The sequence below is a fragment of the Pontibacter sp. JAM-7 genome (assembly GCF_048548695.2).
Taxonomy (GTDB): domain Bacteria; phylum Pseudomonadota; class Gammaproteobacteria; order Pseudomonadales; family Balneatricaceae; genus Neptuniibacter.
Map to the genome: position 1 here is coordinate 157946 of NZ_JBLYIF020000005.1, position 16115 is coordinate 174060.

A 16115-nucleotide genomic window follows, 5' to 3' on the forward strand; every position below is an offset into this window, starting at 1 on the left:
CACATGAGTGCTGTGCTGCGATTAATTCTGATAGTGACCCTGCTGTTCACAATAGCATTGGGGGTTACGCTGTCGAGTATGCTGCAGCAGGCATCCAAAGATATCGCCCGTGAGGTTACATCCGGGGTCGGCTTTACGCAGAAACTGCTGGGGGTGGTGGGTAATTACCCAGACCTCATTGACAGTTTGCTGGAAGGGCATATCCGCCATGTGCATCTGGAGGTAATAGAGGACCCGGACCAGTATACCGGCATTACCATTGACCCGGACGTGCTCAAAGCACGTCGGTTGTCTAAGGCGCTGGAACTGGATGTGCCGACCTGGTTCACAGGGGTAATTCCAGGGATCGAAAATCTTGAAGACCGATATTATTTACGCTATTTGCCGGATGGCCGCGCGCTGCGCCTGCGTGCTGATATTGCCGATGAACTGGCAGAGGTCTGGGAGTCGACCAAGCAGATTCTGTTTCTGTTCCTGGTTGCCGCATTGCTCTCCAACCTGGCGATCTTCCTTGGCGTAAAATTTGGTCTGAAACCGGTTGCGGACCTGCTGTCTGCGTTGGGTGAGATTAAGTTGGGTCATTATGATGCCCGCCTGCGCCACTACTCAATTCGTGAAGTGAATCAGATTGCAGAACACTTTAACCAGATGGCGGGTGAGCTGCAGGAAGTTGAGCAGGAAAACCGGGCGTTGACGAACCGATTGATGAACCTGCAGGAGACCGAACGCGCGCACCTTGCTCGTGAACTGCACGATGACCTTGGCCAGTATCTGACCGGTATTCGGGCGCAGGCTTATCTGGTCAGTCAGTTGCAGCATAAACCTGACATGATTGAGCGGGTGAGTCAGCAGATAATCCAAAACTGTGAAGCGGTGCAGGTGAGTTTCCGCCAGCTTATTCGCTCACTGCACCCGGTGATACTTGAGCAGTTGGGGCTAAGAGAAGCGATCAGCACGCTGGTTGAAGGCTGGGCGGAAACGCATCGTCATGAGGTACAGATGGAGCTGACAACAGACCTGCCGGAATTGTCGGATGTGGTAAATACGCATATCTATCGAATAGTGCAGGAGGCATTGCACAATGTTGCACGTCATGCCGGTGCTTCGGAAGTGTCACTGAGTCTCTTGAATATTGCCGAAGGTTTGCAACTGCGCATCTGCGATAACGGGTGTGGCATCGATGAAACTACCCGCCTTGTCGGCGTGGGTATCCGCTCCATGCGGGAGCGCGCGGCATATATTAACGGTTCAATTACAATTGAAAACCGGCCGGAAGGTGGCACCTGTGTCCAGCTTAGACTGCCGGTGGCACAGGGAGCAGTGGAATGAAAATTGTGATCGTAGATGACCATGCGGTTGTGCGGCAGGGCTATACCAGCTTGCTGAGTAGCATGGTGGATAACTGCAGTGTTTCGGAAGCAGAAAGCGGAGAGGAGTTGCTCAGTTTGTACCCTCGCTTGTTGCCTGATTTAGTGATCATGGATGTAGGCTTGAAAAGTATTAGTGGTATAGAGACAACTAAACGTTTATTGCAACGCTTTCCTCAGAGTAATGTGCTGTTTTTTAGTATGTATGACGAGACGCCCCTGGTGAAAAAAGCGCTGGAAAGTGGTGCAAGAGGCTATATCAGCAAAAACTGTCGCCCTGAAGTCCTGGTGGATGCGGTAAAAAAGGTGATGTCCGGACAGTTCTATGTTGAGCATGAACTGGCGATGAAGCTGGCAATGAATCAGGTTGCGCATATTGACGATAAGCTACGTGAGCTGACCCAGCGAGAGTTGGAAATTTTTATCATGTTAGCCAAGGGGCTGGGTTCAGCAGAGGTGGCTGATCAGCTCTGTATCAGTAGTAAAACTGTGGCCAATCACACCACTGTAATAAAAAGTAAACTGGGGGTTCATACCATCGCCGAACTGGTGCACTTGGCACTGGAAGGTGGTTTAATTCGCATCGGGAATCAACATCACTGAGCCCCGGTGGGGCTCAGTATTCATCTATTTGTGAGGGGACCAGTTAATCGGGCAGCCCTTACAGCCTTCCATAAAAGTAGCCTGGAACGTCGCATAGTGTTTGCGAACACCGGTAAAGTCGACATCCTGCAGACTAGACGCATTGAGCTTGGCTTCCTGCAGGTTAGCGTTTTTCAGGTTAGCGCCAGTGAGGTCAACTTTGGTCATCCAGGCAATTTCCAGATTGGCAGCCTGCAGGTTAGCCTGCTGCATCTTTGCGCCGCTGAAACGGGCAAATTCAAGGTTGGCCCCTTGCAAGTTTGCTTGATAAAAATTAGCGCCTTGGGCAAATAGTGCCCAGCCGCTAATTGCTTCCAAATTCGCTTGTTGTAAATTAGCCCCACGCACTGATGCATGGCGCATGTCTGCTCTGGCCAACGTGGCCCCTTGCAAATTGGCATCTTCTAGCTTGGCGTGTTTCAACTTTGCATGACGTAGGTCTGCACCTGTCAGGTCGGCTCCTGTCAGGTCGGCACCAGACAGGTCGGTGTTTATTAAATTAGCATTCCGCAGATCAGCCTTAATACATTTGGTATTTGGTTCGATTTTGCAGCCATTGATGATCAGTGTTTCAGCCTGCAGTGGCAGTGACAGTAAACCGGCTACTAGCCATAATGTTCTTTTCATATTGTCCCCAAAGCAAAACCCGCATTCAGGCATAGCTCGAGTGCGGGTTGGACTATATCAGTCTGTAATGATCAGTGTTTTGGTAGTTTGAATACCCAGAATGAACCACCCTGAGAAACCGGTTTGGTCAGATCAGCCATGTCGCCACCCCAAAGTGGTACAGCGCCACCATAACCACTGGCGATGCCAACGTATTGGTCCCCATTCTGCTCCCAGGTGATTGGTGAGGATACGATGCCCGAGCCAGTCTGGAACTTCCAAAGCTCTTTGCCTGATTTGGCATCAAACGCTTTGAAGTAACCGTCACCTGTGCCGGTGAAGATAAGGCCGCCTTTCGTCGCCAATACACCAGACCACAAAGGTAGCTGCTCCTTATGTGACCAGACAATCTTGCCGGATTTGGGGTCTACTGCGCGCAACACACCGACGTGATCATCGTACATTTTCTTGATACGGAAGCCTTGGCCCAGGTATGCCGCACCGCGTTTGTATTGGACTTCAGTGGTCCAGTAATCCTCTTTCCAGTGGTTGGCACCCATGTAGAACAGGCCGGTATCTTGGCTGTATGCCATTGGGTTCCAGTTTTTGCCGCCCAGAAATGGCGGAGATACTTCGATAGATGGACCCTGGTCCTGCCCCGGTTCTGGCGGCAGAGGGCGTTGGCCTTCTACTTCGATGGGACGACCGGTTTTTGGGTCAATGCCCTTAGCCCAGGTAATGTTGTCGACGAATGGGAAGCCGCGAATAAAGGCACCGTTTTCGCGGTTAACGACGTAGAAAAAACCGTTACGATCCGCGTGTGCGGTTGCTTTGATGGTTTTTCCGTCGTCCTGGTATTCAAACAGTACCAGTTCATTGTTGCCGGAGAAGTCCCAGGCGTCGTTGGGAGTGTGTTGATAGAACCACTTAACTTCGCCCGTAGTGGGGTCTACGGCCACCTGGCCGGAGGTGTATAGACTGTCATAGTCTGCGGGGTCGCCGCCTGGTGATGTGCGCGCCCAGCCATTCCATGGCGCTGGATTGCCGGCACCAACGATGATGGTGTTGGTTTCGATATCGAAGCTGGCAGACTGCCAGGGTGCACCGCCACCATGGCTCCAAGCTTCAACCTTGCCGGTTGGGGAGTCCGGGTCATCCGGCCATGATGGTGCTTTAGGATCCCCGGTTGATGTGCTTTTCTTGCCATTCAGTCGACCGTAATGACCTTCAACGAATGGCCGCATCCAGATCTCTTCACCGGTTTTGGGGTCACGCGCAAACAGTTTGCCGACAACGCCGAATTCGTCGCCGGAAGTGCCGTGAATCAGCATCACCTTGCCGGTTTTCTGATCTCTGATGATCGTAGGCGCACCGGTCATTGTGTAGCCTTCTGTGTGATCAGCAAACTTCTCTTTCCAGACGACCTTGCCGGTTTTCTTGTTCAGTGCAACTATGGCTGCATCGAGAGTGCCGAAATACACAAGGTCACCAAAGATGGCGGCACCACGGTTCACTACGTCACAACAAGGGCGAATATCTTCCGGCAAACGATAGGAATAATCCCAGATTTTTTTACCGCTGTTTGCGTCTAGGGCAAAAATTCGTGAATAGGATGCGGTGACGTATATCACTCCATCATGAACCAATGCCTGAGTTTCTTGACCGCGTTGTTTCTCATCGCCAAAAGAAAATGACCAGGCCGGGGTCAATTTCGCAATGTTTTTGGTGTTGATTTCGGTCAGGTCGCTCCAGCGTTGTGCTTTAGGACCAATCCCGTAACCTAGTACATCTTCTGCGGTTTTTGCATCGTTCTTGATGTCATCCCAAGTTACCGGTTTGGCTGTTACAGCGCCGGTCAGCAGACTGAGGCCTATTGCTGTACAAAGTGGCTTCAGCCCCAGGTTATTTCTTTTTGTTGTCATTGTTTTTAATCCTTAGTTTAAAAATCGATCTGACTCATCTTGCTTGCGGTCATGGCCGCTGTGATTATTTTCGGTGGGAACTGAAGTCAGCAACAATGGAGCAATTCCTGAGTAATAAAGGTTAATTGCCCGTAATAAGAGGAATACTTCTGTGAGGTCTTAGGATACTTTCAGGTATTAAATGTCCAGTATTAATGCTAAGGAAGGAGGGCGTGCCTGAATAACTGATACCTAAGGCGTGCAAATGGCAGGAAGGGGTACTAATGGAGTAGTTTATAAAAGCCAAAGTATAATTCTTGGATTTTTTGCTCTACCAATATCATATAGCAGCAAAGTCCATGGCGGCTCAAATCTCAGATCAGGTCAGTTTAAGACACATAATAAGAACTACTGAATCCGAGCCCAGACTTAATATGGAAGCTTAAGGATGAGTTAAGTTGCGGGTAGGTAAAACTGGCTTCGTAGAGTCTATTTAATTAAGTGGTGATGAAGAATGTTTATTAATAAAAAAGTTTCTGGTCTTGCTGCAGCAGGCCTGCTGGCAACAGCACTGTCCGCCCAGGTGATGGCGCACGGTGATGTAACGCCACAAAACGTTGATGTGACCGGGCTTAAAGTTCTGGGCGATGAGTGGGTTGAGACCCAGCCATATGGTCCTGACTATGAAAACCGTGACCTGGCTATCCAGATCGGTTCTTCTGCATACACCCAGAACTGTGCCCGTTGTCACGGTCTGGAAGCCATCTCTGGTGGTATTGCACCGGATCTGCGTTTTCTGGAGCCTGGTCTCGAAGGTGACGAATGGTATGTCTACCGTGTGCGTAACGGTGCGGTGCGTGATGGCCGTGTTTACATGCCAAAAATGGCAGAGCATCTGAGTCAGGAAGCTCTGTGGGCAATTCGTGCTTATTTGGAGAGTGTTGCAGTTGATGAGTAAAGAGCTCTTTAAAACTGCAATACTCCTATGCGCCAGCCTGCTTAGCAGCCTGGCGCATTCTCGTTATTACGACGATGTTATTAGCAGTGGTTATATCAGAATTGGTGTTTATAAGGACTTTCCTCCGTTTTCGTTTGAGCAGAATGGTAAACCGGCGGGTGTCGATGTCGAAATCGGCAAGCAGATCGCCAAGGAACTTGGGGTTAAGTTGCAAGTCCACTGGATAACGCCAGATGAAAATCTGGAAGATGATCTGCGTAACAATGTCTGGAAAGGGCACTACCTCGACAAGGATGAAGACAATCCTATGGCGATGAAGACCCTTGCCGATGTCATGATGCGTGTGCCATATGACCGTGAGTTTTCCTATATGAGGGACTCAACCGGTGCGCTGATCAATGAAGAAGTTGTGATGTTTGGTCCTTATCAAAGCGAACGTTGGCAGGTGGTATACGACAGTCGAAAAATGAAACATGTCACCACGATTGCAGTGTTTCAGTACCACCCGATTGGTGTCGAGATCGATAGTTTGCCATCTTTTTACATGACATCTGCCGCGGGTGGCCGAATGCGGGATAAAACCAAACATTACACCAACGCAGCGGCTGCTTATGAAGGACTGGAAAACGGGGAAGTGTCAGCGGTGATGGCCATGCGCTCAGAGATAGACTGGCTGCTGTTTAGCCGCCCTCAATCTGCCTATAAATTGGGTGAAAACTCATATCCGGCGATGGGTAAACAGCAATGGGACTTGGGCATGGCGATTAAGCAGAGCTACCGGCAGCTGGGTTATGCGGTTGAAGATATTGTCGATAAAATGGTCAGATCCGGGGATATGGAAACAGTGTTCCAGAAGTACGGACTTCGTTATGAGAAACCGGCGTTCTATCAGGAGATAGCTCACTGATATACTGCTCGGTCAATAACTTAGCCCCGCGTTGACGGGGCTTTATTTCAGTAGACGTGAACAATAATAAACCGGTCCGAAAAGCCGGATGCGCATGCAGGAGTGCTTATGAAACGTCATATGATCGCCATCATGTTGAGCTTAGGTCTTTGCTCGACGGCAACCGCCGCACAGAGCGAGGATCCGCTTAACTCTCCGATGTGGGATTATATGCGGCAAATTTTCATTGGTGATGCGCCTTATCAGTTTGACGACAAGATTGTCGTGGAGGTGCCTGCATTTGCAGAGGACCCGACTCAGGCTCCTGTTTCGGTGGATGCGACTGCCTACAGTGGCGAGATTGTAAAAATTGTTGCCTGGGCCGACCTTAATCCAATTCAGCATATCTTTACTTACTATCCCCATCCGGACGTGGTGCCTAGGGTATCCCTGCGCATTAAAGTACAGCAGGGCACAGCAGTGCGGGCTGCCGTATTAACCAAGGATGGGAGTTGGCACGTCGGTGGCCAGTATTTGGATGCTGCAGGTGGCGGTTGTACTGCACCCAGCATGGGCAATGCTAACCCTTACTGGGAGAGCCACTTGGGTGAGATGAAAACTAAACTGTTCGCCCGGGGAGAGCAAGGGCGTTACAAGCTGAAGGTTATTCATCCAATGGATACCGGGTTGGCCGATGGTATACCTGAATTCTACATTCAGCAGGTTGTATTGCGTAATAGTGACGGTGGCGATATGGCGCGGCTTGAATTGTCTCAGCCGGTGAGCGAGAACCCGGTGATTTCATTTGATGTGCGCGATTCAGACAGTAAACACATTATCTGGATGCGTGATAATGGTGGTAATGAATTCGAGCAGACACTGTAAAGGACGAACAGTTATGAAACTTTTACTCCGCCTGTTAGGTGTTTATATCTGCTGTAGCTTACTTGCGCCGGCGATGACTTTCGCTGCACCACTGACCTACAATTTGCAGCCCAAACAGATCGCTGAAAATACCTGGGTGTTGCAGGGTAAGTTGGAAGACTTCACCATGCATAATGGTGGCAATATTGTGAACACCGCCTTTATTGTCACCGATGATGGTGTCATCGTTATTGATACTGGTCCCTCCTATCGCTATGGCCGGGAGATGCGTCAGGCAATCGAAAAACTGACCGATAAACCCATTAAGCATGTGTTTATCACCCATAGCCATCCGGATCATTTCCTAGGTAACCAGGCGTTTACTGATGCAACAATTTGGGCACTGCCTGAAACGGGTCGCCAAATCGCACAAAGTGGTAACGCGTTTGCGGAAAATATGTATCGCTTGGTAGGCGACTGGATGCGAGATACTGAATCCACAATGCCCAATAAGGTCCTGAAACAAGAGGTGCTGAAATTTGGCGGACATCACTTCTCTTTTCTGACCTTCACCGGCCATACCGGTGCTGATCTAGTGATTATGGATCATACCACCGGGGTGTTGTTTACCTCTGATATGGTATTTTATCAGCGTGCGCTGACAACCCCGCATACCCCTGGCCTGCAAACATGGCTGGCTGAACTTAAGCAGCTAGAGCTGACTTCATTTAAACTGTTGGTGCCTGGGCATGGCCCTGTGGTTGATGACGGGAGAGCGTACCAGCAGATGGCCGATTATCTCACTTGGTTGGACGCAACCCTGACAAGCGCTGCTGAGCGTGGCCTGAGTATGACCGAAGTGATTGAATTACCAATTGATCCGCGTTTTGCGGGTATCGCACTGACCCAACGTGAGTTTATACGTACCGTCGCGCACCTATACCCCAGCTATGAAGAAGCTGCATTTGAGTAATAGTTGAACAGTTGGGTCCGAGATGTGCTGTTTTGCCTCGCATATTGAAAATAAATATTTTCAAGCGAAACTAGGCCTAAATTGCGCCTAAGGTAGCATGAAAAAACACCTCGCAAAATATGTGCTATTTTTTTCTATGCACCATTATCAGTGTATCTGGGCCGGTTTAGATTTCTGGCACTTTATTCTGCGAGATGCTGAAAATTTTACGGTACTACTACCAAGTGATTATAAATCTAGTTCTGCCGTTTAATTGTTGCTAATTCGGCAAACTAAAACAATGAGACGCATGATCCGGGAAGATTTCCCGGCTCTCTCCTGAACGCCAATAAAAATATCCGTAGAGGAGCCTACAATGAAAAAATTTGGCCGCAGCAAAGGGTTTGCAGTTTCAGCCCTAGTAGCAGCAGTGTCTATCGCTGGTTTGGCGAACGCCGGCGTTACTGACAAAGATATTATGAACGATGCAATGACCACTGATGACGTTGTTTCTAACGGCATGGGCCTTCAGGGTCAGCGTTACAGCTCGCTGGACAAAGTGAATGTTGACACTGTTAAGGACCTGCGTCCGGTATGGGCATTCTCTTTTGGCGGTGAGAAACAGCGTGGCCAGGAATCTCAGCCAATGGTTAAAGATGGCGTAATGTATGTTACGGCGTCTTACTCTCGTGTATTCGCTATCGACACCACAACTGGTGAAGAGCTGTGGGAATACAACGCACGTCTGCCAGATGGCATCATGCCTTGCTGTGACGTAATCAACCGTGGTGTGGCTCTTTACGACGATCTGGTTATCTTCGGTACTCTGGATGCCAAGCTGGTCGCTCTGGATGCTAAGTCTGGTAAAGTTGTATGGAAAAAAACCGTTGAAGATTACCAGGCCGGTTACTCCATCACTGCTGCCCCTATCATAGTTAAGGGCAAAGTAATCACCGGCGTTTCCGGTGGTGAGTTTGGTATCGTGGGTAAAGTTGAAGCTTACGATGCTAAAACGGGTGATATCGTTTGGACTCGTCCAACCGTTGAAGGCCACATGGGTTACATCTGGAAAGATGGCAAAAAAATGGAAGCTGGAATCTCCGGCGGTGCTGCGGGCAAAACTTGGCCTGGCGACCTGTGGAAGTCCGGTGGTGCTGCCACTTGGTTGGGCGGTACTTACGATGCTGACGTAGACCTGATGTTCTTCGGTACTGGTAACCCAGCACCATGGAACTCTCACCTGCGTCCAGGTGACAACCTGTTCTCCTCTTCTCGTGTAGCGATTGACCCAGACACTGGTAAAATTGCATGGCACTTCCAGACTACTCCACACGATGGCTGGGACTACGATGGTGTAAACGAGCTGGTTTCCTTTGATTACAAAGAAGGCGGCAAAACCATCAAAGCAGCAGCGACTGCTGACCGTAACGGTTTCATGTACGTCCTGAACCGCGAAAACGGTAGCTTCATTCGTGGCTTCCCGTTCGTAGACAAGATTACTTGGGCTAAAGGTCTGGATCCAAAAACTGGTCGTCCAATCCTTGATGAAGCTTTCCGTCCAGGTAACCCTGCTGACTCTAAAGACGGCAAGAAAGGTAGCACAGTTGTAGCTGCTCCATCTTTCTTGGGTGGTAAGAACTGGATGCCTGTTTCTTACAGCAAGGACACTGGTCTGTTCTATGTGCCTTCTAACGAATGGCAGATGGATATCTGGAACGAACCTACTGCATACAAAAAAGGTGCTGCTTACCTAGGTGCTGGTTTCACTATTCACCCAACCAACGATGAATACATCGGTGTGCTGCGTGCAATGGATCCTAAGACCGGTAAAGAGGTATGGAGCTACAAAAACTACGCACCTCTATGGGGTGGAGCTATGACTACCGCGGGCAACCTGGTATTCATCGGTACTCCAGAGGGCTACCTGAAAGGCTTCAATGCTAAAACGGGTGAGCTGGCTTATCAGTTCAACACCGGTTCAGGTATCGTAGGCTCTCCAATTACTTGGGAACAGGACGGTGAGCAGTACATCTCCGTTGTTTCCGGTTGGGGTGGTGCAGTACCTCTATGGGGTGGTGAAGTTGCTAAACGCGTTAAACACCTGAACCAGGGTGGCGCTGTTTGGACCTTCAAACTGCCTAAGTAAGTCTGACTTACTTCCCGGACCGCTTGCGGTCCGGTTTGTCCCAGCAAAAAGCCAGCACTTGTGTGCTGGCTTTTTTGTGGTTGACTGTCGGCTGCGGACTATGCGGCGTTTATGTCTATGGGGTGCTGGCTATTGATGGCCGACCCAGCGAACTTCAAGTTCATATTTAATCGAACGTGCCAGACCATCAAGATCCGGGAACAGGGTGGCGCTGGTAATGTTCATACGGTACAGCGCCTCCATTGCCTCAGTCCTGATGGCGGGATTGAGGATGATTTTTGCCACTAGGGGCTCGGAATACTCATAGGTATCCAGTAGTTCTTCCAAGGTTTCTGTGATTTTACCTGGCAGCATGAAGGTGCCGCTTTGCGCCACGATACGTCGATCCATTGACCAAGGTTCCCCGGGCCAGACTACGGGGTAGCGATTGGACAGATAGAATTTCTTCAGGTTGCAGCCTTGCCGGGGGTCGATTGCTTCGCGGTTTAATTCCGGCGCATCGGGTGGGGTTGCCTTGTGCCACAGGGCAGGTGTGTTAACGGCAAACACTGCAGCTTCCTTGGTCGCAGCTTCCAGAGCAAAAAACGCTGCGACATAGGGCGATTTGGTGAAATCCAGTAACCGGGTTGGAGCACCATGGTGCTGCATCAGGGCCAGGCAGCGGAAGTCATCTTTCAGCGCCGTGGTGTCATTCAGGAAATAGTGGGCTTTGCGCTTGAATACGCGGATTGCCCGATCCTCCTGCAGCGCCCAGCGACCACCGGGTACATATTCATTCAGATAGCGGGTGAGAGAACTTTCCAACTTCCAGGCAGCATCTTTCTGGCCTCGAAACGCCCAGCCTCTTAAATCAGAGGCTTCAACCAGTTCGAGAAACTCTTGCCAAGTATTTACATAATGGATGCGGCTCATGCTTCACCTATGCTGAACATCATATTGTTTTTATTGTCAGACTAAGTGTATCTGCCTGTCTACTGATGTTCTATATAACCGTTAAATCAGCTTATAGCGTAAAACATTATTTCAAAGTGACTTTCGTGCTGCCAGACAGGGTCCTGTGGGCCTGTCTGAAGGCCTCACATTTGATGAGGATTTAAAAAGTAATACCAAATAATTAAATTTTCACATCCAATGGATGATTCCTGTGTTTTGCGCTGGGTAGCTACTATCTATGAGTAATCTAACCGTCACTCTCCCCATATCGAGTGAGTTGATAAAAACAAAGAGGCAATTAGAAGATGATTTACGCTAAGCCAGGTGCAGAAGGCTCTGTTGTTTCATTTAAATCCCGTTTCGGCAACTTCATCAACGGTGAGTGGGTTGAGCCTGTAAAAGGCCAGTATTTTACCAATCACACCCCTGTTACTGGTGAAGCCATCTGTGAAATCCCACGCTCAACAGCTGAAGACATTGAGTTAGCACTCGATGCTGCTCACGCTGCAAAAGGTGCATGGGGTAAAGCTTCTGCTATCGAACGTTCTAACGTACTGCTTAAAGTTGCAGATCGCATGGAAGCCAACCTGGAAAGGCTGGCTGTTGCGGAAACCTGGGACAACGGTAAAGCTGTACGTGAAACTCTGGCTGCCGATGTTCCTCTGGCTGCCGACCATTTCCGTTATTTTGCTGGCTGTATCCGTGCGCAGGAAGGTAGCATTGGTGAGATTGATGAAAACACCGTTGCTTACCATTTCCATGAGCCACTGGGTGTTGTAGGCCAGATCATTCCTTGGAACTTCCCGCTGCTGATGGCTGCGTGGAAAATTGCCCCAGCTCTGGCTGCGGGTAACACTATCGTTCTGAAACCCGCTGAGCAGACTCCAGTATCTATCTTGATCCTGATGGAATGCATTGGTGACTTGTTGCCACCGGGTACTCTGAACATCGTAAACGGCTTCGGTGCTGAAGCTGGTCAGGCTCTGGCTAGCAGCACGCGTATCGCTAAGATCGCGTTCACCGGTTCTACTCCAGTTGGTGCGCACATTATGAAATGTGCTGCTGAAAACATCATTCCTTCTACTACAGAGCTGGGTGGTAAGTCTCCAAACGTTTATTTCGAAGATGTAATGAACTTTGAAGATGAGTACCTGAGCAAGTGTATCGAAGGTTCTGTCCTGGCTTACTTCAACTCCGGTGAAGTATGTACTTGTCCTTCACGTCTGCTGGTTCAGGAATCCATCGCTGATGAATTCATTGAGAAAGTAATCGCCCGTGCTAAGAACATCAAGCGTGGTAACCCGCTGGATACTGAAACCATGGTGGGTGCTCAGGCTTCTCAGGAACAGTTCGACAAGATCTTGGGTTACATGGACATCGGTCGTGAAGAAGGCGCTCAAATCCTGATGGGTGGCGGCGTTGAACAGATCAATGATGACCTGAAAGGCGGCTACTACATTCAGCCAACCCTGATCAAAGGCACCAATAATATGCGTGTCTTCCAGGAAGAGATCTTTGGCCCAGTGGTTTCTGTAACCACCTTTAAAGACGAAGCAGAAGCGCTGGCTATCGCCAACGATACTGAGTTCGGTCTGGGTTCTGGCGTCTGGACTCGTGATATGAACCGTGCTTACCGCATGGGTCGCGGCATCCAAGCTGGTCGTGTTTGGACTAACTGCTACCACCTGTACCCAGCTCACGCTGCATTCGGTGGTTACAAGAAGTCTGGTGTAGGTCGTGAGACTCACAAGATGATGCTTGAGCATTATCAGCAGACTAAAAACATGCTGGTTAGCTACGACGTTAACCCGCTGGGCTTCTTCTAACAGAGCCTCTGGGAGCCGGATAGCTGTCCTTCCGGCTCTCTTCAAGAGGAGCTATCTTGGTAGCTTCTTGCGTTTGATTGCGGCCCCTTTGGGGCCGTTTTTTTATGCTTAAAATCTATAAACCTCATTCTTTAGTTCTGATTAACCTCCCGGATTATGGGTTCTCCAGTATTCGCCTGTTAAATTTGCGGCATGCTTATCAGGAGGATGCATGCTTGCCAACTTTTATGGATTGATTATTTCTCTGGTGGTGCTTGCTACGCCAGCGTTTGCTCAGGTTATGGATTATCAGGTACTGCGTCTGGTATCTCTGAAAACAGATTGCCGTCGGGATAATTTAACGCGTGAAATAACAGACAATGGCGGTTTACTGTTCCAGGTGCGTTGCCAAAATATCAGCCATTTTCCCCAGGGGGTGAAAATTTTTTGTCCGGATGCGAGCGATGAACGTAGTTGTGTGTTGCTTAATAAAGGGGTGGAGTTTAAGCAACTTATGTTATTACAGGGTGGTGAGCAGTGAGTAAGGGTGCTTTATGGGTGCTGTGGTTGTCGTTGCCTTTGCTGCCTGTTGTCGTTCAGGGGTCTGTCAGTCAGGCATTGCTGGAATGTCGCCAGCGCAGTGCGGGTGAAGCACGTTTGCTGTGTTATGACGCTATAGATCCGGTCAAACGACACCAGGCTGCAGTGCCAAGGTTTACTGGCAGGCTCAGTCAGTCAACAGAGCAGTTTATTATCGAAAAACCGACCCGTTTACGTTATCAGAGTGATGGTGCCATTTTTGTTCTGGCCTTGCACCGGGCGGATGGCAGGGTTGTGCAAAATCTGCATATTGGTGGTGCAGGTGAAGACAGTTATCTGATTCAGCAGCCGGGAAAATATTTCTTACGTATTAATGGCTCAACTACGTGGCGCATCTGGTTAGAAAATCCAGACCGTTCTCAGTAGCTATGTCCTTCACCGCCAATTCGGTACAGCTGCAGATCTTCCTCGTCCAGAGCATTAAAGGCTGACTCAGTTGCCTGATTGCGGGGGATGCTATATTCAGTGTCCGATAACTTTTCGACGCGGTACAGGTCGTTGGGTGGTGACAGTAATAGGGACAGAAACTCTTCTGTGCTCCAGCTGTATACATCCGCCGGCAAGCCATATGCCAGTGCGATTTCGATCTCCTGCCAAGAGGGATGAATCAGGTCCAGGTAATAGCATTCTGTGACATGGCACATCAGGCCCATTTCAGTATCAATCAGATATACGTCTTGTGACAGGGTACGTGGTACCTGGACGGAGCAGGCCGCCAGTAGTGCTGTGGCGGTGAACAAGGCTAACGTTTTCATGATGTTTCCCTCTATCAGCAATACTATGACGCTGTCGACCGGTTCAAGTTTCCTGTGGCAGATTGTCTGCCGCACAGAGCAGGGCACAGCTATTTATCAGTCTAGTGCGAATGGCGTCGGTGAGAGTGGTTTTATCGGTAGCTGGTGTTAAACCCAGCGTGGCCAGGCTGGTTGCGACTGTCGGTGAGAATTGTTTTTGGCCGCCGGACAGTTGGTAAAATCGGTTGACGATCTGGGTGTAGGCTGCCGCATCTGCTTCAACCATCAGCATTGCCTGAGCCAGAATACCGTGACTAATCTGCTGTTGGTTGTTCGTGGCAACCATCATGCGTTGTGCCGTCCCGGTGATTTTCAAGCCATCGACATTGAGGTTAAAGCGGCCATCGCAATAAGATCCCGGGGTGTCGCCATAGGTAGCTTTAATGCCATAGCTTTGCAGCGCCAGAATAATGGGCTCACACAGGGCGAGGTAGAGAGTATCGAGATCAAAGCGGGGCTGCAGTAGTTGCGGCAAGATAAGTGACAGGTTGAGAATGCCTGGATGGTGAGGCACAGCACTGCCACCACTATCCCGCACCACAACAGGCCAGCCAGCCGCTTCCATCGCAGCTTTGGCGGCAGCAAATTGTGGAAAGCGGGTTTCCTTACGGGTCACGACCAGGCACTGTGGATTTTCCCAGATGCGAATGGTTGCGCCACGTTTGGTTGCTGCCACGTCTCGTAACAACTGACTGTCCTTGTCGACGGCGTGCTGTGGATTGGTGTTCAGCGTTTCATTTTGCAGGTGCCATCGCTGGTGACACTGAAAGACTGCAGCGGCGCTCTCCCCTGCCATCTGGTTAGCGGTCCATGGTGTCGGAGTTGCGTTTATGTTGCGTCTCTAGCATCTGCTTTAGTTCAGCCACCTGTTGTGAGAGGTCCTGCAGGGTTGGCTCATTTGCGGCAGCCGCTTTGGCAGCGCGCTCTTTGGCATGTTCATCTTCCATCACGCTGACCACAATACCGATTACCATATTCAGAAACGCAAAGGTGGTGAGGAAAATAAAGCTCAGGTAATAGAACCAGCTAAACCCATGGACCGCCATAGTCTCGTACATGACATCGGTCCAGTCCTCAAAGGTCATGACCCTGAACAGGGTCAGCATGGCAACGGTAATATCCCCCCACAGTGTGGCGTTGATGTCAGCAAAGAAAAATGCGCCGATCGCACCATAGATATAAAAAATGATAAACATCAACAGCACGACATAACCCAGCCGTGGCAGGGCAATTAGCAGCGAGTTAAGTAAGGTTCTCAGCTCAGGTACCATGGAGACCATTCGCAGCACTCGAAAGATACGTACCAGTCGGCCAATCAGCGCCAGTTCACTGTCCTCAATCGGGATCAGGCTGACAACGACAATTAGGGTATCAAACAGGTTCCAGGCACTTTTAAAGAACTCCCGCTTATTCGGCTCGCCCAGGTAACGAATACTAAGCTCGACCAGAAAAAATAGCGTGATTAATATATCTGTCCATATGATCAGCTGTAGCACCGGCGCAGGAATGTCATAGGTTTTCGCGCCGATTACCAGAGCGGAGAAGATGATGACTGCAATGACAAAGGTTTCAAAAATTTTGTTGGAACGTAGCTCGTAAAATCGTGCCTGCAGTGCGGAGGTGTTCATGGATCAGGTTGGCTCCTTCAGGTAGTTAGCTGA

General features: G+C 49.7%; 16 protein-coding genes. 10 read left to right on the forward strand and 6 right to left on the reverse strand.

The window, feature by feature from the left end:
• The first annotated feature begins 3 nt into the window (after positions 1-3).
• Both ACFVYJ_RS08565 and ACFVYJ_RS08570 read left to right on the forward strand, forming a co-directional pair.
• Entirely contained in the window at positions 4-1329 is a 1326-nt protein-coding gene (locus ACFVYJ_RS08565; protein WP_419415093.1) for an ATP-binding protein, read from the forward strand.
• Entirely contained in the window at positions 1326-1970 is a 645-nt protein-coding gene (locus ACFVYJ_RS08570) for a response regulator (RefSeq protein ID WP_419415092.1), read from the forward strand. The genes ACFVYJ_RS08565 and ACFVYJ_RS08570 overlap by 4 nt, the downstream gene beginning before the upstream one ends.
• A gap of 24 nt (positions 1971-1994) precedes the next feature.
• Here the strand turns inward: ACFVYJ_RS08570 and ACFVYJ_RS08575 are convergent, their stop codons facing one another.
• Both ACFVYJ_RS08575 and ACFVYJ_RS08580 read right to left on the reverse strand, forming a co-directional pair.
• A complete protein-coding gene (locus ACFVYJ_RS08575) occupies positions 1995-2636 on the reverse strand; it encodes a pentapeptide repeat-containing protein (protein ID WP_419415091.1) in 642 nt (213 codons plus the stop codon).
• Between the two features lie 71 nt (positions 2637-2707).
• Positions 2708-4537, reverse strand: coding sequence for a PQQ-dependent methanol/ethanol family dehydrogenase (locus tag ACFVYJ_RS08580; RefSeq protein ID WP_419415090.1), 1830 nt, complete (start codon positions 4535-4537; stop codon positions 2708-2710).
• Positions 4538-5030: 493 nt separating this feature from the next.
• Between ACFVYJ_RS08580 and pedF the strand changes: the two genes are divergently transcribed.
• The 5 genes from pedF to ACFVYJ_RS08605 all read left to right on the forward strand — a co-directional run bounded on the left by pedF (position 5031) and on the right by ACFVYJ_RS08605 (position 10322).
• Positions 5031-5474, forward strand: a complete 444-nt coding sequence (gene pedF / locus ACFVYJ_RS08585) for a cytochrome c-550 PedF (RefSeq protein WP_419415089.1) — start codon at positions 5031-5033, stop codon at positions 5472-5474.
• Positions 5467-6381: a substrate-binding periplasmic protein gene (locus ACFVYJ_RS08590; protein ID WP_419415088.1), complete on the forward strand. Its 915-nt coding sequence runs from the start codon at positions 5467-5469 to the stop codon at positions 6379-6381. Before pedF ends, ACFVYJ_RS08590 begins: the two co-directional genes overlap by 8 nt.
• A gap of 108 nt (positions 6382-6489) precedes the next feature.
• Positions 6490-7245: a quinoprotein dehydrogenase-associated SoxYZ-like carrier gene (locus ACFVYJ_RS08595; protein ID WP_419415087.1), complete on the forward strand. Its 756-nt coding sequence runs from the start codon at positions 6490-6492 to the stop codon at positions 7243-7245.
• 13 nt (positions 7246-7258) lie between these two features.
• Positions 7259-8197 carry a quinoprotein relay system zinc metallohydrolase 1 gene (locus tag ACFVYJ_RS08600; RefSeq protein WP_419415086.1) on the forward strand — a complete coding sequence of 313 codons (939 nt, stop codon included), beginning with the start codon at positions 7259-7261 and terminating at the stop codon, positions 8195-8197.
• A gap of 355 nt (positions 8198-8552) precedes the next feature.
• On the forward strand, positions 8553-10322 hold the full coding sequence (locus tag ACFVYJ_RS08605) for a PQQ-dependent methanol/ethanol family dehydrogenase (RefSeq protein WP_419415085.1): 1770 nt from the start codon (positions 8553-8555) through the stop codon (positions 10320-10322).
• A gap of 129 nt (positions 10323-10451) precedes the next feature.
• Here ACFVYJ_RS08605 and ACFVYJ_RS08610 read toward each other — a convergent pair whose 3' ends face one another.
• Positions 10452-11234, reverse strand: a complete 783-nt coding sequence (locus ACFVYJ_RS08610; RefSeq protein ID WP_419415084.1) for an FRG domain-containing protein — start codon at positions 11232-11234, stop codon at positions 10452-10454.
• A gap of 326 nt (positions 11235-11560) precedes the next feature.
• Here ACFVYJ_RS08610 and exaC point away from each other — a divergent pair, with 326 nt between their 5' ends.
• The 3 genes from exaC (at position 11561) to ACFVYJ_RS08625 (ending at position 14026) form a co-directional block, all read left to right on the forward strand.
• Entirely contained in the window at positions 11561-13081 is a 1521-nt protein-coding gene (exaC, locus tag ACFVYJ_RS08615) for an acetaldehyde dehydrogenase ExaC (RefSeq protein WP_419415083.1), read from the forward strand.
• A 211-nt stretch (positions 13082-13292) separates the two neighbouring features.
• On the forward strand, positions 13293-13601 hold the full coding sequence (locus ACFVYJ_RS08620; RefSeq protein WP_419415082.1) for a hypothetical protein: 309 nt from the start codon (positions 13293-13295) through the stop codon (positions 13599-13601).
• Positions 13598-14026: a hypothetical protein gene (locus ACFVYJ_RS08625; RefSeq protein WP_419415081.1), complete on the forward strand. Its 429-nt coding sequence runs from the start codon at positions 13598-13600 to the stop codon at positions 14024-14026. Before ACFVYJ_RS08620 ends, ACFVYJ_RS08625 begins: the two co-directional genes overlap by 4 nt.
• On the opposite strand, the gene ACFVYJ_RS08630 is transcribed toward ACFVYJ_RS08625, so the two are convergent.
• Genes ACFVYJ_RS08630 through ACFVYJ_RS08640 form a run of 3 tightly spaced genes read right to left on the reverse strand, consistent with a single transcriptional unit; the run spans position 14020 to position 16082 of the window.
• Complete coding sequence (locus tag ACFVYJ_RS08630) at positions 14020-14415, reverse strand: hypothetical protein (protein ID WP_419415080.1); 396 nt, start codon at positions 14413-14415, stop codon at positions 14020-14022. The genes ACFVYJ_RS08625 and ACFVYJ_RS08630 overlap by 7 nt on opposite strands.
• A 43-nt stretch (positions 14416-14458) precedes the next feature.
• Complete coding sequence (locus tag ACFVYJ_RS08635) at positions 14459-15250, reverse strand: lipoate--protein ligase family protein (RefSeq protein ID WP_419415079.1); 792 nt, start codon at positions 15248-15250, stop codon at positions 14459-14461.
• Positions 15251-15254: 4 nt separating this feature from the next.
• Positions 15255-16082, reverse strand: coding sequence for an ion transporter (locus ACFVYJ_RS08640; RefSeq protein ID WP_419415078.1), 828 nt, complete (start codon positions 16080-16082; stop codon positions 15255-15257).
• Positions 16083-16115: the final 33 nt, after the last annotated feature.